Source organism: Mycobacterium sp. URHD0025, assembly GCF_000426065.1.
Lineage (GTDB): Bacteria > Actinomycetota > Actinomycetes > Mycobacteriales > Mycobacteriaceae > Mycobacterium.
This window is the reverse complement of the sequence record NZ_KE384491.1, coordinates 584,622-608,605: the sequence shown is the minus strand read 5'-3', so window position 1 is coordinate 608,605 and position 23,984 is coordinate 584,622. Positions and strand designations below refer to the sequence as shown.

Below are 23,984 nucleotides of genomic sequence, written 5' to 3'. Positions count from 1 at the left end.
ACAAGCATTTTGACACTCGATTACTGCTATACGATCGTATAGTGTCATTGGGAGCGCCTACGCACGTGAGGTCGTGTCGGCGGCGCGAGTTCTTTCCACCGACGAGCAGGAGTCCGATGACTGTCGACACCACCCTCACCACGCTGCAGCGCGACGTCCGGTATCTACTCGACAGGACCGAGATTCTGGACTGCATCGCCCGGCATGCGCGTGGATGCGACCGGCATGACATCGATCTGATCGCGTCGGCATATCACTCCGATGGCGTCGACGAGCACGGGCGTGCGGTCAATGCGGGCCCTGATTACGGTGAGTGGGCCAACAAGACCCATGCCGAGACGTCTCGAGTCCACACCCACAACCTCACCACGCATACCTGTGAGATCGACGGCGAAACCGCTCATGCGGAGAGCTACGTGATCGTCGTCCTGATCGGAATCGATGGCAAAAGCGCCCAATTCATCACGGGACGTTACATCGATCGGCTGGAACGCCGAGATGGTCAGTGGCGCATCGTTGTTCGCAGGTCAACTGTGGAAGGGATGTTCCTCGCGGATGCCAGAGTGCTGCAGTCGCCCTTCTTCGCCGAGCAGGGCTATCTCGTCGGTACCCGCGATCGTACCGATCTCTCCTACGACCGCCCGCTGTCGCTGGACACACCGGCACCCTCCCGCTGGTAGTCGCTACGGGTCGTACAGCGCCGCGACATCGCCCGGCCGCACCTTGAGGGCGGCGTTGCGAGGGAGCGCATCGACGACGGCGACCGCGACCGGCACGTGATGGCTCGGAAGTGCTTCGCGCACCAGGTCTTTCAATTCGTTCTCGGTAGGCGCGACGGCATCCCGGCGTAGCTCGACCGCGGCGAACGGAACCGCGCCGAGGCGAGCGTCGGGCACGCCGACGACACAGGCGTCGAGCACGCTGGGATGTGAGATCAGCACGCGCCGCACGGTTTCCGGGAGAATTTTGAAGCCGCCGCGGTTGATCGCGCCGTCGCCGCGCCCGTGCAGTGTGACGAACCCGTCCTCGTCGATGGAGGCCAGGTCGGTGGTGCGCACCCAATCCGGTCCGATGACCTCCACGCTGGCCTCGAGCAGTCCGATCGTGCCGGTGGGAACTGCGGCGTCCGTGTCGGGATCGATGATGCGGACCCGTACGCCGGGCAGGGGCCGTCCCACGCTGTCAGGCTTGTCCGCGCCGAACCGGCGGTGCAGCTCGGGAGTCCAGCTGCACACCGATCCCGCGAATTCGGTTGCCCCATATGCCCACAACAGCGGTATGCCGTAGTGATCCTCGAACTCGGCCCGCAACTCGGGCTCCAAAGGCCCGGAGCCGCCGGACAGACCTTCCAGCGACGCCAGGTCCTCGGGAGGGACGTCGGCCTGCAACAGCATCCGCAGGATCGCGGGTTGCACGCCTGCCCGGGTGATGCGGTAGGTCTTGATCGCCTGGACCCACTCGTCGACGCTGAATTTTTCGAGCAGCACCATGCGCTTGCCCGAGCACGGCGCGGCCAGCAGTTGGCAGACACCGATGCTTCCGAACGGCCAGTACACGAGCGCAGGCGGCGTGCCGGGACCCACCGCCTCGGTGCCCGCGCCGATCGTCATGCTCAGCACCGTGTGGGCAAGCACGTTGGTTGCCACCGGGATTCGCTTGGGCGGTCCCGTGGTCCCGCTGGTCAGTATGTGCAGGCCGGACTGTCCCAGCGTCGGGTCGTGTCGGCTACCGGGTCGTCGCGTCTCTGTCACGCCGACGCCCGCCAGATCTCGGGCCAGGGAGATGCCGGCCGATCCTGCCGAGACCACCGCGCCACGTAGCTCGGGTGTCCAGTCATCGGTGTCGGCGACAATTGCCGGCAACGCGAGGTTCTCGGCGTCCCGGGCGATCGCGCCGGCGGATTGGTACGAGTAGATCATCACCACCGGGCGTCGTGTCGCGATGAACCCGAGGATCGTCGCGGCATGGGCCACCCGGTTGCGTACCACGATGCCGACCGGCTCGTCAGGTTCGACGCCGGCGTCGGTCAGCGCTCCCGAGACCCGCTCGATGAACTGCGTGATCTCATTGCCCGTGTACCAGTTTCGGGCGAACTCGATGAACGGACGGTCGCCATACGCCTTCAGTCCGGCTGCCAGATCCTCGGCGAAATCCGTGCCGTTTGGGCTGGACATACCGGCCTAGAACTGGGTGGAACCCAGATCGACGGCGACTCGGCTGGCCGTGACGTACCGTGACTCGTCGCTGGCCAGCCAGATCGCCGCGTCGGCGATGTCCTCGGGTTCGGCGACGTAGTCAGGCAGGAACGGCGTCACCATCTGCATCAGGCCGGGATTGGTGTCGTTGGCCCGGGTGAGCGCGGCCAGCATGTCACCGGTGCCCATCGGCGTGTTGACCGCGCCCGGATGCAGGCTGTTGACGCGGATCTTGTGCTTGCCGAGTTCGGCCGCGAACGCCCGGGCCATACCGGCGACGGCGTGCTTGCTGGCCGTGTAGTGCACCATGAACGGCTGCATCTTGATACCGGCTGCCGAGCTGATCAGGATGATCGATCCGCCGCGGCCGCCGTCGATGATGTGCTGGGCACCTGCCATCACCGTGTTCCAGGTGCCGGTGACGTTGATGTCCATGACGTCGCGAAACGATTCGGGAGTGGTCTCGTTCCACGGTTCGGGCACCGTGATTCCCGCGTTGGCGACGATCACGTCGAGCCGGCCGAACTCGGCGACTCCCTTGCTGACGATGGTCCGCAGCGCGTCGTGATCGCGGGTGTCGGCAGCGGTGGCGATGATGCGCTTGCCGGTGGCCTCCACCAAGCGGACGGTCTCGGCCAGATCCTCGGGGGTGGCCGAGTCATAGGGAACGCTCGGCGGCAGCGGCGCGGCGATGTCGACCGCGATGATGTCGGCGCCTTCGTTGGCCATCCGGAGCGCGTGCGCGCGTCCCTGACCACGGGCAGCTCCGGTGATGAAGGCGACCTTTCCGGCGAGCCTCTGCGACATGGATTCTCCTTGGTATGTGTTGGTTGGGTGGCTTCAGAGTTGACGCTGGGCGGCCTTGACCAGCCCGCCGCCGATGATGAGTCGCTGAATCTCGCTCGTGCCTTCGTAGAGGCGTAGCAGCCGGACCTCCCGGTAGATGCGCTCGACCGGAACCTCACGCATGTATCCGGTGCCGCCATGGATCTGTACCGCGAGATCGGCGACGTTGCCGGCCATTTCGGTGCAGAACAGCTTGGCCGCGGACGGAGCGATGCGCCGGTCCTCGCCGGACACCCATTTGGCCGCCGCATCGCGAACCAGCGCCCGCCCGGCGAGCACGCCGGTCTGCTGATCGGCGATCATGGCCTGCACCAGCTGGAAGCTGCCGATCGGCTGGCCACCCTGGGTGGCAGAGGCGGCGTAGGCGACCGACTCGTCGAGCGCGCGTTGTGCGGATCCCACTGCGAGCGCAGCGATATGGACCCGGCCGCGCGCAAGGGACGTCATGGCGGCCCGGTAGCCGACGTCCTCGCTGCCGCCGACCAGTGCACTGTCGGGGACCCGCACGTCGTCGAAGGAGACATCGGCGGTCCAGGCGCCTTCCTGGCCCATCTTGGCGTCCTTCACGCCGACTTGCACACCCGCGGCATCGGCCGGCACGAGGAAAACCGCGATCCCCGGACCGGCCTCGTCCGCGGGCCGCGTGCGGGCGAACACGACGAACAGGTTCGCGGTGGGTGCGTTGGTGATGAACCGTTTCTGGCCGGAGATGATCCAGTCATCTCCATCGGGAACCGCCTTGGTGCGCAAGCCGGCCGGGTTGGATCCGGCCCCGGGCTCGGTCAGCGCGAACGAGGCGACGACATCGCCGGAGGCAATGCCCTCCAGCCACCGGGTCTTCTGCTCGTCGGTACCGAACGCCACCAGCACCTGTCCGGCGATGCCGTTGTTGGTACCGAACATCGACCGCAGGGCCAGGGACGTGTACCCGAATTCCATTGCCAGTTCGACATCTTGGGCCAGGTTCAGCCCGAGGCCGCCCCACTGCTGGGGTATCGCGTAACCGAACAGCCCCATGTCCTTGGCTTGCTGGCGCAGGTCGTCGGGCACCTGGTCGGTGGCCAGGATCTCGTTCTCGCGGGGGACCACGGCGGTGCGGATGAAGCTGCGGGTCTGCGCGAGGATCTCCGCGAAGTCCTCGTCGCTGACTTCGGTGATGGCCGCGGTGGTGGACACAGGGCAGCTCCGTTTCTTCGCATGAGATCCGTGGGGATGGCCCGCGGGAGACCCGTTGGGGCGACTGCTCGGCAATATCGTATATGAAATATGATTTGGGCCAGACAGAGCCCTCACGATCGAAAGTTAGGTGATCAGGTGTCGTTGCTGAGCGGTCGGACTGCAGTGGTGACGGGCGGTGCCCAAGGTCTCGGCCTGGCCATCGCCAGGCGCTTCATCGACGAGGGTGCCCGGGTGGTGCTCGGCGATGTCAACCTGGAGGCCACCGAGGCGGCCGCGCAGGAACTCGGCGGTCCCGAGGTTGCCGCCGCGGTCCGTTGCGATGTGACGTCGTCGGCTGAGGTCGAGGCGCTCGTGCAGGCCGCCGTCGAGCGCTTCGGTGGCCTGGACATCATGGTCAACAACGCGGGGATCACCCGTGACGCGACCCTGCGCAAGATGACCGAGGAGCAGTTCGATCAGGTCATCGCGGTGCACCTGAAGGGCACCTGGAACGGCACCAAGTCGGCCGCGGCCATCATGCGGGAGAACAAGCGCGGGGCCATCGTGAACATGTCCTCGATCTCGGGCAAGGTCGGCCTGGTCGGTCAGACCAACTACTCGGCGGCCAAAGCGGGGATCGTCGGCATGACCAAGGCGTCGGCCAAGGAACTCGCCCACCTCGGGGTGCGGGTCAACGCGATCCAGCCGGGGCTGATCCGCTCGGCGATGACAGAGGCGATGCCGCAACGCATTTGGGATGAGAAGCTGGCCGAGATCCCGATGGGCCGCGCGGGCGAGCCCGACGAGGTGGCCAAGGTGGCTCTGTTCCTGGCCAGCGACCTCTCGTCGTACATGACCGGCACGGTGCTCGAGGTGACGGGCGGTCGGCACGTATGACCCGCGATGCGGTCATCTGCGAACCGGTCCGCACCCCGATCGGCCGCTACGGCGGCATGTTCGCCTCACTGACGGCCGTCGAACTCGGCGTCGCCGCGCTCAAGGGTCTGTTGGAGCGCACCGGTGTGGCGCCGGAGCAGGTGCAGGATGTGATTCTGGGCCACTGCTACCCGAATAGTGAGGCTCCGGCCATCGGCCGGGTGGTGGCGCTCGACGCCGGTCTGCCGGTGACGGTCCCGGGCATGCAGGTCGACCGCCGGTGTGGTTCCGGGCTGCAGGCGGTGATCCAGGCCTGCCTGCAGGTGCGCAGCGGCGACAACGATCTCGTGGTCGCCGGCGGCGCCGAGAGCATGAGCAACGTCGCGTTCTACTCCACCGACATGCGGTGGGGCGGGGCCAGGGGCGGGGTGCAGATCCACGACGGGCTCGCGCGCGGACGCACGACGGCCGGGGGACAGTTCTACCCGGTCCCCGGCGGCATGCTGGAGACCGCGGAGAACCTGCGACGCGAGTACTGCATCACGCGTGCCGAGCAGGACGAGCTCGCGGTGCGGTCGCATCAAAGCGCCGTTGCCGCACAGCGATCCGGGGTCCTGGCCGAGGAGATCATTCCCGTCACCGTCACTTCTCGTAAGGGTGAGACGGTGATCGACACTGATGAACATCCGCGCGCCGACACCACGGTCGAGGCGCTGGCCAAGCTCAAACCCGTTCTCCTCAAGCAGGATCCGGACGCCACGGTGACCGCGGGCAATTCCAGCGGTCAGAATGACGCTGCCTCGATGTGCATCGTGACCACTGCCGAGAAGGCTGCCGAGTTGGGCCTGCGGCCACTGGTGCGGATGGTGTCGTGGGGCTCGGCGGGTGTCGCGCCCGACGTCATGGGTATCGGCCCGGTACCGGCCACTGAGGCGGCGCTGGCCAAGGCCGGCCTGCAACTCGGCGATATCGATCTGATCGAGCTCAACGAGGCGTTCGCCGCCCAGGCACTGGCCGTGATGAAGGAGTGGAAGTTCGGCGAGGCCGACTTCGAGCGCACCAACGTCCGGGGATCCGGTATCTCGCTGGGCCATCCCGTCGGTGCGACCGGCGGACGGATGCTCGCCACCCTCGCCCGGGAACTGGATCACCGTCAGGCCCGCTACGGGCTGGAAACCATGTGCATCGGGGGCGGTCAGGGGCTGGCCGCCGTGTTCGAAAGGGTGGCAGCGTGACCAGACTTGCGCAGACTCTGGGACTCAGCGAGTTCCAGACCGAAATCGTCTCGACCGTACGGCAATTCGTCGACAAGGAAGTCATCCCCACCGCTCAGGAACTGGAACACTCCGACACCTACCCGCAGGCCATCGTCGACCAGATGAAGGACATGGGCCTGTTCGGATTGATGATCCCCGAGGAGTACGGCGGCCTCGGAGAATCGCTGCTCACCTACGCGCTGTGTGTCGAGGAACTCGCCCGCGGCTGGATGAGCGTGTCCGGGGTGATCAACACCCACTTCATCGTGGCCTACATGATCCGTCAGCACGGAACCGACGCCCAGAAGCAGAAGTTCTTGCCGCGCATGGCCACCGGTGAAACTCGGGGCGCGTTCTCGATGTCCGAGCCCGAGCTGGGTTCGGACGTGGCGGCCATCCGGACCCGGGCCAAGAAGAACGACGACGGCACCTACACGATCGACGGCCAGAAGATGTGGCTCACCAACGGCGGCAGTTCAACCCTGGTGGCCGCGCTGGTCCGCACCGACGAGGGCGCCGACAAGCCGCACCGCAACCTGACGGCCTTCCTGGTCGAGAAGCCCACCGGCTTCGGTGAAGTCGTTCCCGGGCTGACGATCCCGGGCAAGCTGGACAAGCTCGGTTACAAGGGCATCGACACCACCGAGCTGATCTTCGACGGCTACCGCGCGAGCGCCGACGATGTCCTCGGCGGCGCCACCGGGCAGGGTTTCTTCCAGATGATGGACGGGGTGGAGGTCGGTCGCGTCAACGTCTCGGCCCGGGCCTGTGGAGTTGGGATCCGGGCCTTCGAGCTGGCGGTGCGTTACGCCCAGCAGCGGGAAACCTTCGGCAAGCCGATCGCCGAGCACCAGGCGGTGGCCTTCCAGTTGGCCGAGATGGCGACGAAAGTCGAGGCCGCTCACCTGATGATGGTCAACGCCGCCCGGCTCAAGGACTCCGGCGAACGCAACGACGTGGCAGCGGGCATGGCCAAATATCTGGCGAGCGAGTTCTGTTCGGAAGTCACCCAGCAGAGCTTCCGGATCCACGGCGGCTACGGCTATTCCAAGGAGTACGAGATCGAGCGGCTGATGCGCGACGCACCGTTCCTGCTGATCGGTGAGGGCACCAGCGAGATCCAGAAGAACATCATCAGCAAGCGGCTGCTGTCCGACTATCGGGTCTGAGCCGTGTCCATACCCGACTTCGCCGCACGGCCACAGCTGGCCGAGGATGTGGCGCGACTGATCCGCCGACGGATCTTCGACGGTACCTATCCGGCGGGCAAGTACATTCGGCTCGAACAGCTCGCGGCCGAACTGGGGATCAGCGTGACGCCGGTGCGGGAGGCGTTGTTCGGCTTGCGCGCAGAGGGCCTGCTGACCCAGCAACCCCGACGCGGTTTCCTGGTGCTGCCCGTCACCCGACGGGACATCGACGACGTCGCGGGTGTGCAGGCCCACATCGGCGGACAACTGGCCTCGCGGGCTGCCGGCCAGATCAGCGACGCTCAGCTCGATGAACTCGACCGGATCCAACGTGAGCTGGAAGAGGCGTACTCGCGCGACGATCATGAGGCCGCGGTCCGGCTCAACCACGCATTCCACCGGGGCGTCAACCGGGCGGCCGAATCGCCCAAGCTCGCCCAGCTCATGTCCCAGATCACCCGGTACGCACTGGAATCGGTCTACCCGACAGTCGAAGGCTGGCCCGAGCAGTCGACCCACGACCACCGCCGCGTTCTGGCCGCGCTCAGGGCGCGTGACGGGGATTCGGCGCGCGATGCCATGGCCGAACACCTGTGTGCGGCGTCCAAGCCGTTGACCGATCACCTCGAGCGTCTCGGCGTGCTCGAGTAGGAGCTGACTTTGACCCGCGAGCAGACGCAAACTCGCACATTTCGGCGTAAGAATGTGCGAGTTTGCGTCTGCTCGCCGAGAGAAAAGGTGGGGCAATGCCAGGAGTTCTCGACGGAATCCGGGTGCTCGACTACGGACGCTTCATCGCCGCGCCGTGGTGCAGCGCGATCCTGGCCGACATGGGCGCGGACGTGCTGCGGGTGGAGAAACGTGAAGGCGGGGAAGACCGTTGGGTGCAGGCCGTCACCGAGGGCGGTGAGGGCGGCACGTTTCTGCAGTGCAATCGGAACAAACGTTCGCTGACGCTGGACTCCACCACGGTGGAGGGCGCCGAGATCACGCGCCGACTGGTGGCGGGTGCCGACATCGTGATCGCCAACATGCCCGCGGCCGGAATGCGGTCCAGTGGGCTGGATTACGAGACGCTGAAGGCGGTCAAGCCGGACATCATCCTGGCCAGTGCCACCGCCTACGGAGAGGGCGGACCGTACAGCGACAAGATCGGTTTCGACGGGGCTGGGCAGGTGATGTCGGGGGCGGTCTATCGGCAGGGCCTGCCGGACCAACCCATCCGAACCGTGGTGCCCTATGCGGATTTCGGGACGGCGCTCACGCTGGCGATCGGTGTCATGATGGCGCTGTATCACCGCGACAAGACGGGGCAGGGCCAGCACGTCGAGGGTGCTCTGCTGCCCACCGCGCTGATGCTGTCGAACGCCTTTCTGATCGAGCGGGAACTACTGCAGACCGACAAGCCCAGGATGGGCAACAAAGGGGCCTCGGTGGCGCCGTGCGACCTCTACCGCACCGCTGACGACCAGTGGGTCCTGCTGCAGGTCGCCGGACAGCCCATGTTCAAGCGCTGGTGCCGGCTGGTGGGTCGCGAAGAACTGTTCGACGATCCACGTTTCGCCAACGACGACATCCGCTGGGTCAACGGCGACATCCTCAACGACATCATGGCCGAGTGGTGCGCAGATAAGTCCAAGGCCCAAGTGCTGGAACTGTTGGAGAAGGCGAGAATGCCCGCCGCGCCGCTACATTCCCCGCAGGACGTGCTCGACGATCCGCACGTACAGGCCATGGGCTACTTGCAGCGGGTGCCCTTTCCCGGCGCATCGCGCGACGTACCGATCATCGAGACGCCGTTCCGAATGTCCGCGACACCCGGCACGATCCGCCGGCGAGCTCCGCTGCTCGGCGAGCACACCGACGAGGTGCTCGCCGAGATCGGTTATGACGCAGGTCAGATCGCCGATCTGCGGGCACACGAGATCGTGTGATTCAGCCTTCCTCGCCGATCGACTGCAGCGCCGCGAGCTGATCACAGAAGTGCTCGGCGCTGCGGGCCTGCACGGAGCAGTTGGCGATCGTGGCACCGACGTCGCGCAACCGCCCCAGCCGTGTGCGTGCGGCATCCGGGTCGCCCAGCGGATCGAGCGCCACACCGGGGGACAGGACGATGTCGAAACCCGCGGGCAGCTGATACGACCCGAGGAACTCGGCGATGGTGTCGGGTGACAGGCCGAAAGGCATCCAGCCCGTGCCGAGTTCGACGGCACGGCGCAGCGAGCGTTTGGTGCGCCCACCGACCCAGACCGCGAGATCCGTCCTGGGTGCGTGCGGTTCGATGGCGAAGCCGTCGACCACCGGCTGCCCCCACGCGGCCCGCAGTGTGGCGATGTCGCTGTCGGCCGCGGCGCCGCGATCGGACCATTGAGCGCCGAGCAGTTCGAATTCCTCGGTGAGTGACCCCACGCCGACGCCGAGAATGACGCGTCCACCGCTGAGCCGGTCCAGGGTCCCGTAGCTCTTGGCCAGCGCCACCGGATGGTGGTAGGGGAGCACCACCACGGCGGTGGTCAACCGGATGCGTCGAGTCCGCGCGGCCAGGAAGGACAAGGTGGCCAGCGGATCCCAATAGACCGTCCCGCGGACCCCGGCGGCCGAGGCCGGTATTCCCGTGTGCTCGGCACACGTCAGATGGTGAAAGCCCAGGCTGTCTGCGGCCTCGGCGATCGACGCCAGCTCATCGGGCCCGGCGTCGGTCTCCCACGGTGAGAACTCGCCGGGGTGTTGCATCACGATGGGTGTGGATAGCCCGAGTTTCATGGCGCTGCCTCCTTGATGTGGATCCTCGCAAACCCGACGGCGGCGACGACGGCCAGGTGGTTGTCCGGCACGGCGTCATTGTCGGACGCCTTCCGCCAACATGGCTCGCAGCGCGGCGGTGTCGACTTTTCCGGTACCTCCGCGGGGGATGGCATCCTCATCGTCGAGGAGCAGCCACAGCGTGGGCACTTTGTACGAGCTGATGGCTGCCCGAGTCGCCGAGCGCAGCGCCTCCACCGAGAGTCCGTCGCTCACCACGGCCGCACCGACCCGATTGACCTGGCCGTCAGGAACATTGGCCACATGCGCAGCGCGGACCCCCGGAATGGAACTCACCGCTCGCGCCACTTCACTCGGATAGACCGTGGCTCCGCGAACCTTGAACATGTCGTCGGATCTGCCGCGGTAGAAGAGGAATCCGTCGTCGTCGAGGTAGCCCAGATCGCCGGTGGGGTAGTAGCCGTCGACGGTGAACACCTGCTCGCGGCTGCGCCGGCAGATTCCTCGCATCACGTGCGGGCCGCGAATCTCGATCGTCCCGATTTCGCCACGGGGTAGCCGAGCGCCGGTGCCGGTGTCGACGATGCGGACGTCCATGCCGTCGAACGGCTTTCCGCAGCTGCCCCACGCCGATGCGGGCATGTCGGTATCGGCCCGGTATCCGCAGTAGGGGCCGAACGATTCGGTCATCCCCAGCAGCGATGCCCGTGCCCCAGGCCGTGACCGCATGGCATCGGGCAACAGCGCCTCCAGGCTTCCCGGTTGCAATGAGCTCAAATCGGCGGTCCCGGCGTGACGGGCCAGTGCCTCGGCCTGCTCGGGCCAGCCGCGGAACAGTGTCACCTGTTCGCGCTGAAGCAGTTCCAACGTCGAGTCAGGGTTGGGTAGCGGTTCGGTCACCAGGGTCGCACCGGCGATCAGGGCCGACAGGATGCCCGCGCCGAAACCGCCCACCCAGAAGAACGGCATCGGCAGGTATAGCCGAGTGTCGGCGGAGATGCGGCGGGCGTCGAGCCCGGAGCGTACGGCGCCCAGAGCATTTCGGTGCGAGTGGACCGTTCCCTTTGGCGGACCGCTGCTGCCCGAGGTGAACATGATCACCATCGGGTCGCTCTCCCGCACCTGCGCGGACAGCGCATCCGCCACACCGCGAGGCCCGGCGAATCCCAGTGCCTGCTCGGCGGTCCACACGGTACGCAGGGCGGGCAATCGATCGGGCTCCACCGGATAACGATGTCCGCGGAACTCTTCGACCGCGACGAGGAACTGCACCGAGGCCATCCGTAGCTGCGCCGCCAGTTCGGCCGGACGCAGCAAGGTGCTCAACGGCACCAGCACAGCGCCGATCCGCATCAGCGCGAGGGCGATGCGCACCCAGTCCACCCCGTTGGGCATGACGACGCCGACACGGGAACCCTTGGTGACGCCGAAGGCGATGAAACCGGCTGCCAGCTCGGCGGTACCGCGTTCAAGTTCGGAATAGGAGACGTGGGTCAGCGGGTCGATAACCGCGGGCTTCGCGGACGACGAGTGAGCGCGCAGCAGTGCGTCGATGGTGTCAGGCTGCGGATCAGGCACAGAACAACCTCGCCAGAGCGGGCATGTCGACTTTGCCGCTGGAGAGTGTCGGCACCTCGGCGGGGCGGCACACCGCGAAGGCCCGGGGAATCTTGTAGGCGGACAGGGTGGTGCGCAGTTCGGTCCGGACCGCTTCGATGTCTACCCGGCCATCGGTGACGATGACCACGGCAACAATCTGTCCGCGCTCATCGTCGGGTAATCCCAGCGCATGCGCGGTGAATCCCAGTGCTGCCAGGGCCTTCTCGACCTCACCGGGGGTGACGTTGGCACCGGCCGTTTTGATCATCGCGCCCGCCCGGCCGAGAAAGTAGAAGTAACCGTCGTCGTCGACGCGCACGAGATCACCGGTGTGAAACCAGCCGTCGGCATCGAAGCAGTCCTCACGGTTGCGTCCGTAGTAGCCCTGCATCAGATATGGGCCGCGGACACACAATTCGCCTGACGCCGTCACTTTGGTCTCGAAGCCGGGTGCGGGCCTGCCGTAGCTGCCGCGCCGGTGCTCTGGTTGATCGCCTTCGTCGGCGTCGATCAACACCACGCTGCCGGCTTCCGTCATCCCGAGCATGTTGTGGCGAAGTTCTGGGTCGGCAGGGCGGGCGTCGGGAGCCATGATGGGGTAGAGGTTGCCCCGTCGCGCCGAGAAATGCCGGCCCGGATAGCTGGGGTGACGGGTCAGGTGGGCGATGCCGGAGACGAATCCATTGGTGACGGTGGGTTTCTCGGCCTCGATGAGGTCGAGTGTGACGCCGGCGTCGGCCGCGTTCGAACAGATCAGGGTCGCTCCGGCCGTCATCGTGGCCAGCAGCCCGAACGCGAAGCCGCCGATCCAGAAGAACGGCGAGTTGCAGAACAGCCGATCAGCGCCGCTGAGGCCGCGGATCTCGTTGAGATCGCGCTGATGCCCGATCAGCGACCCGTGAGTGTGCACGACACCTTTGGGCGAGCCGGTAGATCCTGAGGTGTAGACGATGGCCAGTGGATCGCACTCGTCCACATCGTCTTCGGCGTCGGCCAGAGTCGGGATGCCTGCTTGCGGCATGTCGAACAACACATGCTGGAGGCAGGGTGTGTCGATGTCCGCGAGGCGTTGCACGTAGTCGTGATTGCGGTAGCTGCGCGCCGACAACAGGATCGCGGTATCGCTGTCGCGAAGTTGAGTGTGCAGCTCGCCGGCGGTGAGGAAGGTGGAATACGGCACCACGACCGCACCGATGCGCGCGGCGGCCAACATGCCCACCACGAATTCGACGCCATTGGGATAGAGCAGTCCGACGTGCGTGCCCTTGCCGGCGCCCAGCGCAATCAGACCGCCCGCCACCTCGGCGGAGCGACGCTGCGCCTCCGCGTAGCTGATCCGCCCGTCATCGCAGATCAGCAGTGGGCGGTCGGTCGGCCCACGCAGCAACTCGGCAACGGTGTCAGACACGAGAGGCGAAATGATCCCGTACCGCGCCCAGATCGGCTTTCCCGGAAGGTGTTCGGGGAATCGTCTCGACGATGGCGATGTCGGTGGGGATCTCGTAGCGCGCCAGACGGTCGCCCAGGTATTCGAGCAGGGCGTCGACGGTTGTTGTGCCGTGCAGTTCCACCATGGCCACCGGCGTCTCGCCCAGTCGGTCATCGGGCAGGCCGATCACGGCCGCCCCGCGGACGGCGGTGTGGCTCTCCAGCGCGGTGCGGACATCGTCGGGCATCACCTTGAATCCGCCTCGGATGATGGCCTGGTCGGCCCGGCCGAGGATCCAGACGAATCCGTCGGCGTCGATGCGGGCCAGGTCGGTCGTTCGCAACCAATCGGCATCGGCGTCGAACTGTGCTGGTTTGACCTCAAGCAGGCCTGTCTGGTCGGGCTCCAGCGGAGTGCCGTTCTCATCGACCACCCGCAACCGGGCACCGGGGTTGGCTCGTCCGACACTGCCACGCTTGGCTTTCCAGTACTTCTGGTGATCGGCGAGCGTCCAGCCGGCAACGCCACCGCCGAACTCGGTGGCGGCGTACGACGTCAACACCGGGATACCGAACTTCTCGGTGAATGCGTCGGCATCATCGGCGGACAGGGGTGCGGTACCCGAGGTGACGGCGCGAACTCCGGCGAGGTCGTCGCGGGTGAGGTCAGAGTGCAGCACCATGCGCAGCGCAGCCGGCACCAGCGACACCGCCCTGGGCCGATGCTCGCGCACGGCAGCGGCCCAGCGCGCGAGGTCGAACTTGGGCAGCAAGACGAAAGGTCGAGCTTCGGCGATGCACAACAGCACCCGGAACACACCGCCGACATGTACCAGCGGTGAGTTGACGATCGCCACACCACGCCGCAGTTCAGTTGGTGGCGGCGCGGTTTCGGGCTCGCGGCCGATGACACTGCGGGCCAGCATGTCGTAGGTGAGGTCGACTCGTTTGGGTGGGCCGGTGGTGCCGCTGGTCAGCATCCACACCGCGACGCCGGGTCTTCCAACGTCCTGGGAACCTCGGGTGGCGGGGCTGATCTCAGGCTCGGTGTCGAGATCGTGGATCGTCACCGTCGTCGTGGTGGCGGACGGACTCGCCAGGGCGGCGATATCCTCGGCCAGGCCGACGAGTACCGGCAGGCCGAGCGCGTCGACATCGGCGCGGGTGCGCTGGTCACCGCGGGACGGATTGATCACGACGACGGTGCCGCCCGCGGCCAGTACACCCAGCAGTGCCGCCACATGCGCGGGCTGATTGCGCAGCATGATGCCGACTCGAACATCTGCCGACAGCGCGCCGATGCGCCGTGCGACCGTCGCGACCTGTGCCCAGGTCACCCACTGGTCATCGAACTCGATCGCGCGCGCAGCCGGATCCAGGTCGAGCACGTCGAGGATGCGCTGTGAAAGGGGATGAGCCATCAGCGGATCCGGGGCGCTGTCGACGGCACAGGACGCCGGGCCAGTTCGGCCTTCGCGATGGGATTACCCAGCCGGGTGTAGATGAGGCCCTGATCCATGGCGGCACGATAGGGCTTGTCCAGGGACTCCCAGATCGCCTTCACGGTTCCCTGCGTGGCAGTCGGGGGTTTCGCGGCGATGGCGGTGGCGATCTCTTGCGCGCGGTCCCACAGCTGATCCCTGGCGACCACCTCGGTCACCAGGCCGATCCGCAGGGCGGTTTCGGCGCTGACACGTTCGTCGTTGCCCATCAACGCCATTCGCAACGTATCGCCGAGCCCTATCCGGCGCATCAGGCCGACCGGCTCCAACGCCGACACCAGACCGGCGCTGACGTGAGAATCGAAGAACGTGGCGTCGGCCGAGCAGATCACCACATCGGCTTCGTTGACGAAATACAGCGCGCCGGCTGTGCACATGCCTTGCACGGCACACACCACGGGCTTCCACATCTTCTGCCACTTCGGGCTGAGCAGTTCGCCGGGATCCTCGTGGTTCCAGACGATCTCGGGCTGGCCGTAACTCGACTTCACGTCCAGGCCGGCGCTGAAGGCCCGATCGCCGGCCGCTCGTAGCACGACGGCGTTGATGCCCTCGTCGGCCTTGATCGTGTGCCACGTGTCGCGCATCTCATTGCACATCGCGCGGTTGAACGAGTTGAGCGCTTCGGGGCGGTTCAACGTGACCGTGGCGACTCGTGACTCGTGGTCGAGCTCGAGGAGCAGCGTATCCATCAGGGCCGCCTGTTCTTCGCGCAAGCGCTCATCACCGGCCGCTTGTTCTTCGCGCAAGCGCTCATTACCGCGCCCGCCAGTTGGGCTTGCGCTTCTCCACGAACGCCCGCGGCCCTTCGAGGGCATCCTCGGTGCGCACCACGCGCTCCCGGAATGTCTCGGCCAGGATCTCGGCCTCGTGCAGCGGCAGGTCCAGGGTCTTGTGGATCGCCAGCCGAGTTCCCCGGACCGCCAGCGGCGCGTTGAGACATACCGTGTCGGCGATCTCGTGTGCGCGTTCCAGCAGGCGAGAGTGTTCGACGATCTCGGTGATCAAGCCCAGCTCATAGGCGCGTTCGACGGTCATGCGTTCGTGCTTGCCCATCAACGCCATTCGCAGCGCCACCGAGCGGGGGAGGGCACGGGCCAGGCGCACCATCTCGCGGGCGGCCACCAAGCCGATGCTCACGTGGGGGTCGAAGAACGTTGCCTTGTCCGAGGCGATCACGATGTCGCCGGTGGTGACCCAGTCCAAGCCGGCGCCGCAGCAGATGCCGTTGATCGCCACCACGACAGGCTTGGCCATGGTGCGGAACGGCGGGGTGCCTTCCTGCGGTGCCTCCCATTGCTCGTAGGTGGACAGGTAGGGCCTCTCGTTGACGACCTTTCCGTCGCCGGGAATCTCCTTGACATCGGCGCCCGTACAGAACGCGCGGCCGGTGGCGGTGACGATCATCAGCCAGACGTTGTCGTCGTTCTCGGCCTCGGCGTAGGCAGCCCGCAACTCGGTGATCATGTGTGGTGACAGCGCATTGAGCGCGTCGGGCCGATTCAAGGTGATGGTGGCCTTGTGGCCGTCCACCTCGTATTTGATGGTGTCGTACGTGGCAAATGCGGTCATCTGTTCCTCGTGTTATCGGCCCTGGAAGTCCGGATCGCGCCGTTCCCGGAACGCGGCCAGGCCCTCTTTGAAATCGGCGGTCCGGCAGGAGAGTTCAAGGCTGGCCAGCTCTTGATCGAGTGCCTGCGACAGGGTGGCGTGCTGGCCGTGTGCGATGGACTGTTTCGCCAGGCCGATCGCAACGGTCGGCCCGGTGGCCAGCCTGGCCACCAGCGTGTCGACCGCCGCGTCCACTTCATCGGCGGCAACTGCATCGTGGATCAATCCCCAGTCAGCGGCTTGGGCGCCGGTGACCTTCTCGCCGAGCAGCAGCATGCGCTTGGCCCGGGCCACTCCGGCCAACCGGGGCAGCAGCCAGCTCGCCCCGGAATCGGGGGTGAAGCCCCGGCTCAAGAACGGTTCCCAGAATGTCGCTCCGGTATCGGCGACGGTGAAGTCCGCCGCCAGCGCCAGATTGCAGCCCAAGCCCACCGCCCAACCCCGCACTGCGCAGACCACCGGCAGTTGGATGGTGGCGACCAGTTCGATGACGCGGTGGGCGGTGTGCGGAATCCGCCGGACCAGATCGCCGGTGCGCGGCCGCCGGTCCGAGTCGTTGGTGGCGACCCAATCGGCTCCGGTACAGAAGTCGTCCCCGGACCCGGTGATCGCGATGGCGCGCAGCGAATCGTCGTAGGCGGCGGCGGTCAGGATGTCGACCAGATCGTCGATCATCTGATGGCTCAACGAGTTACGGCGCGACGGACGGTCGAGGCCGATGCGCAGGACGGAGTCCGCGCGGGACGTGGTCACCGAACCGTCACTCACCTGGAACCCAGCCTTTCCCAATCTATACAGTTGCCCATACAGTAGGCGATGCGGTTACTATCCTGTACAAGTTAGCAAGGAAAGGTCGTCGATGGAAGGACGCGTACGGCGTATCCGGCAGCCCCGGGTTGCCGAGATCGTCGCGTCCAAACTGCGCGACGACATCCTGTCCGGCCGGTTGCGCGAGGGCGACATCCTGCCCACCCAGGAGAGCCTGTTCCAGGAGTTCGGGGTCAGTCCGCCCGCACTGCGCGAGGCCATCCACCTGCTGGAGACCGACGGACTGATCTCCGTGCGCCGCGGAAACGTGGGCGGTGCGGTGGTGCAGATGCCTTCGGCCGAGCGCACTGCCCACATGATCGGCATGGTGCTGCAGACCCGCGCCGCCACCCCTGCCGATGTCAGTGAGGCGCTACTGCGCCTGGAGCCGATCTGTGCGGGGATGTGCGCTGCCCGCGAAGACCGGGCCACCGAGGTGGTACCGCACCTTCAGGCCGAGATCGACCTGCAGGCAGCGCAGTTCGACGACACCTCGCAGTACGTACCGAACGCCAGAAGGTTCCACGAAGCCCTGGTGTCTCGATGTGGCAATGAGCCGATGATCCTGCTGATCGGCTCGCTGGAGTTGATCTGGTCCACACACGAGTCCGGGGTGTGGACCGGGGAAGGCGAGGCGGGCATGTCGGCCAAGACCATGCGGGCGGCACTTCGCGATCACCAGCGGCTGCTGGATGCGATCGCAGACGGCAACGCGGCGCGGGCGGCCAAGCTCGCGGCCGACCATCTCACCACCGCGCGGCGCACGACGTTGGCTGCCGGCAACGACAAAACCATTGAAGCGAGGTTGATTTCGCATGACCGATGATCGGGTGCTGTTCGAGGTCGATGCGGATCACCGCATCGCCACCATCACGCTGAACAATCCCAAGCAGCGCAACTCTTACGACGCGGCGATGCGCGACGAGATCGCCCGTTGTCTCGACGTCGTGGCCGATGACGACGATCTGACCGTGGTGTTACTGCGTGGCGCCGAGGGCGTGTTCAGCACGGGCGCCGACATGAACAACGCCTACGGCTGGTATGGCGATGAGCGCTCGCCCGAAGAGCGCTCGCGCGACGCCGCACCCAAGAAGTCCCGACCCAGCCAGCGTCGCCGACTCACCGTGGACCGCAAGTCTTTTGGCTTCTATCACAACTTCATGGGGTTCCCGAAGGTCACCGTCGGCGAGATCAGCGGTTATGCGCTGGGCGGCGGATTCGAGATGGCATTGATGACCGACATCTCGGTGATCGCCCGCGACGCCATGATCGGGATGCCGGCCACCCGGTTCCTCGGACCGGCGCTGGGCAGCCTGCACATGTTCTTCCACCGGCTCGGCCCCGTGCTGGCCCGGCGGATGCTGCTCACCGGCGACATCATCGAGGCCGGTTCCATCGAGCACCTCGGCATCTTCACCGACACCTGTGATGCCGATCAGGTGGCCGCCCGGGCGCAGTACTGGGCGGCCAAGGCGGCCAAGATGCCGGCCGACGGCGTGGTGATCGCCAAGGAGGCGTTCCGGCTCGTCGAGCAGAGCCAGGCCTACCAGGGCGAGGAGGTGGCCAGCTACATCTTCCACGCCTACGGCACCAACCTGCAGTTCTCGCCTGGTGAGTTCAACTTCGTCAAGACCCGCGCGCAGCACGGCACGAAGGAAGCGTTCCGGCTCCGCGACGAACATTTCCACGTCCCAGAACCGCAGTAGAAGTTCGTCCTGATACCGTTACAGAAACACGATATAGCGTAAAGGTGAAACCATGCCAACACCCGTCATCGTGGGCGCTGCCCGCACTGCGATCGGCCGCTCCTTCAAGGGGACGCTGGTCAACACCCCGCCGGAAACTCTGATCACCACGGTCCTGCCCGAGGTCGTGCGTCGTGCCGGTATCAATCCGGAATCCATCGACGACCTGATCTTCGCCGAATCCAACTACGGCGGCGGAGATATCGCGCGCTACGCGGCCGATGCGCTGGGCTGGGCGTCGGTGCCCGGTCAGGCCGTCAACCGGCACTGCGCGGGGTCGCTCACCGCGATCGGCAACGCGTCCGCGCAGATCGGCTCCGGCATGGAGCGGGTGCTGGTGGCCGGCGGCGTGCAGTCGCTGTCCTCGTCGCCGCTGATGAAGTGGCGCGTCCCTGGATTCGGTCCCGAGATCGAGTTCATCGAGCCGTGGATGACTCCGACGCACGTCGAGACGCCGGATGCGCCGATGCGCGACATGTCGATCACGGTCGGCTGGAACACCGCTCAGGCCGCGGGTATCACCCGTGAGGACATGGACGCCTGGGCCGCGCGGTCGCACCAGCGCGCCATCGCCGCCATCGATGCGGGCAAGTTCCTCGACGAGATCGTGCCGTTGAAGGTGAACCAGCCCGACGGCTCGGTCATCGAGTTCAGTGTCGACGAGCACCCGCGGCGCGGCACCACCGCCGAGAAGCTCGCCGAGCTCAAGGTCCTGCACCCGGAGATCGAAGGATTCTCCATCACCGCGGGCAACAGCAGCGGCACCAACGACGCTGCCGCTGCTGTCGCGCTGGTCGGCGACGACTATGCGGCCGCGGAAAACCTCAGCGTGATGGCCAAGGTCAGGGCGTGGGGTGCGGTCGGTGTCGCCGCCCGCGACACCGGCCTGGGCGGCGTCGAGGTGATCGGCAAGGTTCTGGATCGCGCCGGCCTCAAGCCGTCCGACGTGGCGCTGTGGGAGATCAACGAGGCGTTCGCCTCGGTGCCGATCGCCGCGGTGCGCAAGTACGGCATCGACGAGGAACTGGTGAACTTCTCCGGCAGCGGCTGCAGCCTCGGTCACCCGATCTCGGCCTCCGGTGCGCGCATGGTCACCACGCTGATCTATGAACTGCAGCGTCGCGGTGGCGGTATCGGTGTCGCGGCGATGTGCGCCGGTGGCGGTCAGGGCGGCGGGCTGGTCATCGAGGTCTAGTTCCGAGGGGCCGAACGTTGGCTTGCGTTCGAGAATTCAGAGGTTTTCGACAACAAGCCAACGTTCTGGCTCAGCTGGCCGCGGCCTTGCGCCGGGCAGGCGTCTTCTTGGCCTTGCCCGCGCTGGTCTCGATCCGCGCCGCGGCATGGTCGAGGATGCACTCAAGGCCGTACTCGAAGTTCTTCTCGTCGGCCGCGCCGATGCGGTGCCCCTCGTTGGTGACCTGTGCCAGCAGCGGCGTGACCTCGGGGTCGATGACCATGGTCTCTTCGTAGTCGCCGGGCGCGTTGTCGTTGGCCCGGTTCTTCTCGTAGAGACGGTGCAGCACCACCGACCCGCGGACGTGCACGGACACCGCGGAATAAGTGTCGAAGGCATCCTCGACCGACAGCCCTGCCTCGACCAGCCCCGAGATGGCGGTCTCCATCTCCTGCACACCTAGGCGGGCGGCGCGCGGGCTCAGTGCCGACCGGATGAGGATGAGATCACACAGAATCGGGTTGCCCATGAAGGCTTTTCGCATGGTTCTGGCGTGGTTGGCCAGCGACTCGCGCCAATCCTTGGCCTCGACGTAGGGGGTGGCGACGACGAACTCGCGCAGCGCGCGGTCGGTCATGGCGTTGAGCAGATCGTCCTTCTTGCGGAAGTACCAGTAGATGCTGGTGACGCCCACGCCCAGATGTTTGCCCAGCAGCGGCATGCTCAGGTTGTCGATCGACACCTGCTCGGCGAGTTCGAAAGCGCCCTTGATGATGTCCTCGGGATTGATGGACCCGCGTTCGCGCCGTTGCCGTTTCTCAGCCGTCGGTTGCTTTGCCACTGCGGGCACCTCCATCGAAGTCGATACTCTTCAAGCCGTCCCTGCGCCGCGGTTCAATCGCAGGTGAATTTACCGTCGGCTGCCACCTGAACTGCGCCTATGCGCGCGTGTCGCGGGGTCTTGTCGCTGTCAACCTTACCGGTAGCCCTTCCGTGGGTGCCGTCCACCGAGCGCGTCGATGCGTCGCTCGGGCCCTGCAGGCGGGGTGCCGGCTCTGTACTGTAATCCCTATAGTAGGCTTTTCCGGGTTATCGGGCTTCGCGAGCGAAGGGGCATTTTGGTGTCGGAAGTAGTTCTGCGGGAGCGTCGGGGTCGGACGCTCGTCATCACGATCAATCGTCCGGAAGCGCGTAACGCGTTCAACCTTGCGGTGGTGCAGGGGCTCGCCGACGCCATGGACGAACTCGACGACACCCCCGAGCTGTCGGTGGCGGTCCTCACCGGCGCGGGTGGAAACTTCTGTGCCGGCATGGACCTCAAGGCATTCGCTTCCGGAGAGATTCCCTATGTTCCCGGGCGCGGTGCCGGTTTCACCGAGCGCCCGCCCCGCAAGCCGTTGATCGCCGCGGTCGAGGGGTTCGCGCTGGCCGGCGGTACCGAACTGGTGCTGGCGACCGACCTGGTGGTCGCCTCCAAGGTCGCCAAGTTCGGCATCCCCGAGGTCAAGCGGGGTCTTGTCGCCGGTGGTGGCGGCCTGTTGCGACTGCATCAGCGGATCCCGTACCAGAAGGCGATGGAACTCGCGCTCACCGGCGACAGTTTCACCGCCGAGGAAGCTGCCGCGTGGGGCTTCGTCAACAAGCTGACCGAGCCCGGTGACGCGCTCGACGGTGCGCTCGAACTTGCCGACCGGATCACGGCCAACGGTCCGCTGGCCGTGGCGGTGACCAAGGAGATCATCGCCTCGTCCTCGGAGTGGTCGGCCGACGAGATGTGGAAGAAGCAGGGCGAATTGCTCGGGCCGGTGTTCTCCTCGAACGACGCCAAGGAAGGGGCCATCGCCTTCGCCGAGAAGCGCGCCCCCAATTGGACCGGTTCCTGATGCCCGCGGGCAGAAGCGAAGCGACCGGGGAGTAGTCCGCGCGATGGATCTCGGATTCGCGGGTGCGGCCGTTGTCGTCGTGGGCGGTGGCCGCGGGATGGGCTTTGCGACGGCGCAATGTCTGGCCGAGGACGGGGCGCGGATCGCGATCGTCGGGCGGTCGCGCGATGTACTCGACGCGGCGGCAACGGAGCTGTCCCGCCTCGGATCGCCGGAGGCGGTGCCCATCGTCGCCGACACCTCTGACGTTGCCCAGGTCGAACACGCCTTCGCCGAGGTGGCCGAGCGCTGGGGTGAGCTCAACGCCTTGATCAACACGGTGGGCCCGGGTGCCGCGGGCAACTTCGAGGAGTTGACCGACGATCAGTGGCAGGAGGCGTTCGACGCCGGCCTGATGGGTATGGTGCGGTGTGTGCGTGCGGCATTGCCGTTGTTGCGCAACGCAGAATGGGCGCGCATCGTCAACTTCTCGGCCCACTCCACCCAGCGGCAGAGCACGCGGCTACCGGCCTACACCGCGGCCAAAGCGGCGGTGAACAGTGTGTCCAAGAACCTGTCGCTGTTGCTGGCCAAGGACGAGATCATGGTCAATGTCGTTTCCCCGGGCAGCATCTCGTCGGAGACGCTGCGGGGCTGGGCTGCCACCGTGGGCGTGGACGGGGATGACCCGTACGCGTTGATGGCTGCCATCGACGAGCACTTCGGGCATCCAGCCCATCTGCCGCGTGCCGGTCTGCCCAGCGAAATCGGGCCAGTTGCAGCGTTTCTGGCCTCCAGGCGCAACTCGTACATGACGGGGGCGAACATCAACGTCGACGGTGGTAGCGACTACATCTGAGGGAGTGCATCATGGCGACGGCAGGCGAAGCTCGGGACTGGGCCCGTGGTGCCCTGCGCGGAATCGGCGACTCGCTCTACACCCCGTTTTGCGGGACCGATGGCGACGATATCGACTGGGATGCCTACCGGTACCTGGTGCGCTACTGTGTCGGCGATCTCGGTCACCAGATGCTCTGGTGCACAAGTGGTTTGGCTGAGTTCTGGGCGCTGACCCTCGCCGAGCGCAAACAACTCCTCGAGGTGGCGATCGAGGAGGGACGTCGGGCCAACCCCGACGTCGTGGTTCAGGCGTGCACCGCGGCCACATCGGCCAAGGACTGTCTGGAGCTCACACTGCACGCGCAGCAGGCGGGCGCCGACATCGTCTACATCCAGACGCCGATGATGGAGGCACACGGGGGCGAAGGGGTGTTGCGGTTCTTCACCTACATCGCCGAACGCACCGACATCGCCCTGGGAATGTTCAACTCACCGTCGTCGGGCTACGTGCTGACGCCCGACGAAAGCGCCCGGATCGCCGAGGCGATCCCGGCCGTGTGCGCCACGAAGGAGGGCGCGTTCCGGCCCGCGGCGAGCCGGCGACTGCATGAACTGGCGCCATACCTTGCGGTCTGGGAGTGCGACACCACGGTGTACCGGGCCGGCTGGCTGCGGGACGGGATCGTATGCCCGGCCCAATTGGGCACTGCCGGATATCTCTACGAAACCCCGCAACGTCGCATTTTCACCGAATACTGGGATCTGGTGTGTGCCGACCGGCTCATCGAGGCCATGGACTTCGGCCGCGACTCCGGACTCGACCAGTTCAGCTTCGAGATCGGGCCGTGGTTCACCTGTTACCCGGGCCGGGCCGACTATTTCACCCACTGGGCCGGCGCCTTCAAACACGCGGCGTCCGTACTGGGCCTGCCCATCGGCGACTACCCGCACTCCCGCCCGCCCCAGGTCGTACTTCCCGAGGTCGCGAAGACCCAGATCGAGACCGCATACAGGAAGCTCGGTTTGATCGACTCCTGAGTCGTCTTTGTGCAGGTAGCGACGGTATTACCGGGCTTGCGGAATGCGCTACCGATAGGTATACAGTATGTATGTCTGAACGAGTCGTGCGGCA

At 66.2% G+C, this 23,984-nt stretch carries 23 protein-coding genes; 12 read left to right on the top strand and 11 right to left on the bottom strand.

All coding sequences use genetic code 11. The annotated features are described in order from the left end of the window. The first annotated feature begins 116 nt into the window (after positions 1-116). A complete protein-coding gene (locus H977_RS0131310; protein ID WP_029111567.1) occupies positions 117-680 on the top strand; it encodes a nuclear transport factor 2 family protein in 564 nt (187 codons plus the stop codon). 3 nt (positions 681-683) lie between these two features. Here the strand turns inward: H977_RS0131310 and H977_RS0131305 are convergent, their stop codons facing one another. From H977_RS0131305 to H977_RS0131295, 3 genes are read right to left on the bottom strand one after another with little or no spacing between them, the layout of a single operon-like run. Further along, positions 684-2,174, bottom strand: coding sequence for a class I adenylate-forming enzyme family protein (locus H977_RS0131305; protein WP_029111566.1), 1,491 nt, complete (start codon positions 2,172-2,174; stop codon positions 684-686). Between the two features lie 6 nt (positions 2,175-2,180). Next, complete coding sequence (locus H977_RS0131300) at positions 2,181-3,002, bottom strand: mycofactocin-coupled SDR family oxidoreductase (RefSeq protein ID WP_029111565.1); 822 nt, start codon at positions 3,000-3,002, stop codon at positions 2,181-2,183. A 33-nt stretch (positions 3,003-3,035) separates the two neighbouring features. Beyond that, positions 3,036-4,217 carry an acyl-CoA dehydrogenase family protein gene (locus H977_RS0131295; protein ID WP_081681916.1) on the bottom strand — a complete coding sequence of 394 codons (1,182 nt, stop codon included), beginning with the start codon at positions 4,215-4,217 and terminating at the stop codon, positions 3,036-3,038. 90 nt (positions 4,218-4,307) lie between these two features. On the opposite strand from H977_RS0131295, the gene fabG reads away from it, so the two are divergent. The 5 genes from fabG to H977_RS0131270 all read left to right on the top strand — a co-directional run bounded on the left by fabG (position 4,308) and on the right by H977_RS0131270 (position 9,455). Beyond that, a complete protein-coding gene (gene fabG / locus H977_RS0131290) occupies positions 4,308-5,096 on the top strand; it encodes a 3-oxoacyl-ACP reductase FabG (protein ID WP_051289248.1) in 789 nt (262 codons plus the stop codon). Beyond that, on the top strand, positions 5,093-6,310 hold the full coding sequence (locus tag H977_RS0131285) for an acetyl-CoA C-acetyltransferase (RefSeq protein WP_029111562.1): 1,218 nt from the start codon (positions 5,093-5,095) through the stop codon (positions 6,308-6,310). Before fabG ends, H977_RS0131285 begins: the two co-directional genes overlap by 4 nt. After that, the gene (locus tag H977_RS0131280) at positions 6,307-7,500 is read left to right on the top strand and encodes an acyl-CoA dehydrogenase family protein (RefSeq protein WP_029111561.1); all 1,194 of its coding nucleotides are present in this window, start codon (positions 6,307-6,309) and stop codon (positions 7,498-7,500) included. Before H977_RS0131285 ends, H977_RS0131280 begins: the two co-directional genes overlap by 4 nt. 3 nt (positions 7,501-7,503) lie before the next feature. Further along, complete coding sequence (locus H977_RS0131275) at positions 7,504-8,172, top strand: GntR family transcriptional regulator (RefSeq protein WP_029111560.1); 669 nt, start codon at positions 7,504-7,506, stop codon at positions 8,170-8,172. 95 nt (positions 8,173-8,267) lie between these two features. Further along, positions 8,268-9,455 carry a CaiB/BaiF CoA transferase family protein gene (locus tag H977_RS0131270; protein WP_029111559.1) on the top strand — a complete coding sequence of 396 codons (1,188 nt, stop codon included), beginning with the start codon at positions 8,268-8,270 and terminating at the stop codon, positions 9,453-9,455. A gap of 1 nt (position 9,456) precedes the next feature. Here the strand turns inward: H977_RS0131270 and H977_RS0131265 are convergent, their stop codons facing one another. The 7 genes from H977_RS0131265 to H977_RS0131235 all read right to left on the bottom strand — a co-directional run bounded on the left by H977_RS0131265 (position 9,457) and on the right by H977_RS0131235 (position 17,192). Next, positions 9,457-10,284, bottom strand: coding sequence for a TIGR03619 family F420-dependent LLM class oxidoreductase (locus H977_RS0131265; RefSeq protein WP_029111558.1), 828 nt, complete (start codon positions 10,282-10,284; stop codon positions 9,457-9,459). Positions 10,285-10,359: 75 nt separating this feature from the next. Continuing rightward, positions 10,360-11,862 carry a class I adenylate-forming enzyme family protein gene (locus H977_RS0131260; protein ID WP_029111557.1) on the bottom strand — a complete coding sequence of 501 codons (1,503 nt, stop codon included), beginning with the start codon at positions 11,860-11,862 and terminating at the stop codon, positions 10,360-10,362. Next, complete coding sequence (locus tag H977_RS0131255) at positions 11,855-13,291, bottom strand: class I adenylate-forming enzyme family protein (RefSeq protein WP_029111556.1); 1,437 nt, start codon at positions 13,289-13,291, stop codon at positions 11,855-11,857. The genes H977_RS0131260 and H977_RS0131255 overlap by 8 nt, the downstream gene beginning before the upstream one ends. Further along, positions 13,284-14,732, bottom strand: a complete 1,449-nt coding sequence (locus H977_RS36000; protein ID WP_029111555.1) for a class I adenylate-forming enzyme family protein — start codon at positions 14,730-14,732, stop codon at positions 13,284-13,286. The genes H977_RS0131255 and H977_RS36000 overlap by 8 nt, the downstream gene beginning before the upstream one ends. Beyond that, a complete protein-coding gene (locus tag H977_RS0131245) occupies positions 14,732-15,505 on the bottom strand; it encodes an enoyl-CoA hydratase/isomerase family protein (protein ID WP_029111554.1) in 774 nt (257 codons plus the stop codon). The genes H977_RS36000 and H977_RS0131245 overlap by 1 nt, the downstream gene beginning before the upstream one ends. Positions 15,506-15,569: 64 nt before the next feature. Next, the gene (locus H977_RS0131240) at positions 15,570-16,385 is read right to left on the bottom strand and encodes an enoyl-CoA hydratase/isomerase family protein (RefSeq protein WP_029111553.1); all 816 of its coding nucleotides are present in this window, start codon (positions 16,383-16,385) and stop codon (positions 15,570-15,572) included. A 12-nt stretch (positions 16,386-16,397) separates the two neighbouring features. Next, positions 16,398-17,192: an enoyl-CoA hydratase/isomerase family protein gene (locus tag H977_RS0131235; RefSeq protein ID WP_029111552.1), complete on the bottom strand. Its 795-nt coding sequence runs from the start codon at positions 17,190-17,192 to the stop codon at positions 16,398-16,400. Between the two features lie 91 nt (positions 17,193-17,283). On the opposite strand from H977_RS0131235, the gene H977_RS0131230 reads away from it, so the two are divergent. Genes H977_RS0131230 through H977_RS0131220 form a run of 3 tightly spaced genes read left to right on the top strand, consistent with a single transcriptional unit; the run spans position 17,284 to position 20,171 of the window. Further along, the gene (locus H977_RS0131230) at positions 17,284-18,057 is read left to right on the top strand and encodes a FadR/GntR family transcriptional regulator (RefSeq protein ID WP_029111551.1); all 774 of its coding nucleotides are present in this window, start codon (positions 17,284-17,286) and stop codon (positions 18,055-18,057) included. Beyond that, positions 18,047-18,937, top strand: a complete 891-nt coding sequence (locus H977_RS0131225) for an enoyl-CoA hydratase/isomerase family protein (protein ID WP_029111550.1) — start codon at positions 18,047-18,049, stop codon at positions 18,935-18,937. The genes H977_RS0131230 and H977_RS0131225 overlap by 11 nt, the downstream gene beginning before the upstream one ends. 52 nt (positions 18,938-18,989) lie before the next feature. After that, positions 18,990-20,171, top strand: coding sequence for a thiolase family protein (locus H977_RS0131220; RefSeq protein ID WP_029111549.1), 1,182 nt, complete (start codon positions 18,990-18,992; stop codon positions 20,169-20,171). Positions 20,172-20,241: 70 nt separating this feature from the next. Here H977_RS0131220 and H977_RS0131215 read toward each other — a convergent pair whose 3' ends face one another. Continuing rightward, positions 20,242-21,006, bottom strand: coding sequence for a TetR/AcrR family transcriptional regulator (locus tag H977_RS0131215; RefSeq protein WP_029111548.1), 765 nt, complete (start codon positions 21,004-21,006; stop codon positions 20,242-20,244). A 265-nt stretch (positions 21,007-21,271) separates the two neighbouring features. Here H977_RS0131215 and H977_RS0131210 point away from each other — a divergent pair, with 265 nt between their 5' ends. Genes H977_RS0131210 through H977_RS0131200 form a run of 3 tightly spaced genes read left to right on the top strand, consistent with a single transcriptional unit; the run spans position 21,272 to position 23,890 of the window. Continuing rightward, positions 21,272-22,033 (top strand): crotonase/enoyl-CoA hydratase family protein, encoded by a 762-nt coding sequence (locus H977_RS0131210; protein WP_029111547.1) that lies wholly within the window; start codon positions 21,272-21,274, stop codon positions 22,031-22,033. Positions 22,034-22,076: 43 nt separating this feature from the next. Further along, complete coding sequence (locus H977_RS0131205) at positions 22,077-22,871, top strand: SDR family NAD(P)-dependent oxidoreductase (protein ID WP_029111546.1); 795 nt, start codon at positions 22,077-22,079, stop codon at positions 22,869-22,871. 11 nt (positions 22,872-22,882) lie between these two features. Continuing rightward, the gene (locus H977_RS0131200; RefSeq protein ID WP_029111545.1) at positions 22,883-23,890 is read left to right on the top strand and encodes a dihydrodipicolinate synthase family protein; all 1,008 of its coding nucleotides are present in this window, start codon (positions 22,883-22,885) and stop codon (positions 23,888-23,890) included. Positions 23,891-23,984: the final 94 nt, after the last annotated feature.

Bases quoted from the DNA above. Each gene is read 5' to 3' on its own strand.
- H977_RS0131310 (WP_029111567.1), top strand. From the start codon at position 117: ATGACTGTCGACACCACCCTCACCACGCTGCAGCGCGACGTCCGGTAT.
- H977_RS0131305 (WP_029111566.1), bottom strand. From the start codon at position 2,174: ATGTCCAGCCCAAACGGCACGGATTTCGCCGAGGATCTGGCAGCCGGA.
- H977_RS0131300 (WP_029111565.1), bottom strand. From the start codon at position 3,002: ATGTCGCAGAGGCTCGCCGGAAAGGTCGCCTTCATCACCGGAGCTGCC.
- fabG (WP_051289248.1), top strand. From the start codon at position 4,308: ATGATTTGGGCCAGACAGAGCCCTCACGATCGAAAGTTAGGTGATCAG.
- H977_RS0131285 (WP_029111562.1), top strand. From the start codon at position 5,093: ATGACCCGCGATGCGGTCATCTGCGAACCGGTCCGCACCCCGATCGGC.
- H977_RS0131270 (WP_029111559.1), top strand. From the start codon at position 8,268: ATGCCAGGAGTTCTCGACGGAATCCGGGTGCTCGACTACGGACGCTTC.
- H977_RS0131265 (WP_029111558.1), bottom strand. From the start codon at position 10,284: ATGAAACTCGGGCTATCCACACCCATCGTGATGCAACACCCCGGCGAG.
- H977_RS36000 (WP_029111555.1), bottom strand. From the start codon at position 14,732: ATGGCTCATCCCCTTTCACAGCGCATCCTCGACGTGCTCGACCTGGAT.
- H977_RS0131245 (WP_029111554.1), bottom strand. From the start codon at position 15,505: ATGGATACGCTGCTCCTCGAGCTCGACCACGAGTCACGAGTCGCCACG.
- H977_RS0131240 (WP_029111553.1), bottom strand. From the start codon at position 16,385: ATGACCGCATTTGCCACGTACGACACCATCAAATACGAGGTGGACGGC.
- H977_RS0131230 (WP_029111551.1), top strand. From the start codon at position 17,284: ATGGAAGGACGCGTACGGCGTATCCGGCAGCCCCGGGTTGCCGAGATC.
- H977_RS0131225 (WP_029111550.1), top strand. From the start codon at position 18,047: ATGACCGATGATCGGGTGCTGTTCGAGGTCGATGCGGATCACCGCATC.
- H977_RS0131220 (WP_029111549.1), top strand. From the start codon at position 18,990: ATGCCAACACCCGTCATCGTGGGCGCTGCCCGCACTGCGATCGGCCGC.
- H977_RS0131215 (WP_029111548.1), bottom strand. From the start codon at position 21,006: ATGGAGGTGCCCGCAGTGGCAAAGCAACCGACGGCTGAGAAACGGCAA.
- H977_RS0131205 (WP_029111546.1), top strand. From the start codon at position 22,077: ATGGATCTCGGATTCGCGGGTGCGGCCGTTGTCGTCGTGGGCGGTGGC.
- H977_RS0131200 (WP_029111545.1), top strand. From the start codon at position 22,883: ATGGCGACGGCAGGCGAAGCTCGGGACTGGGCCCGTGGTGCCCTGCGC.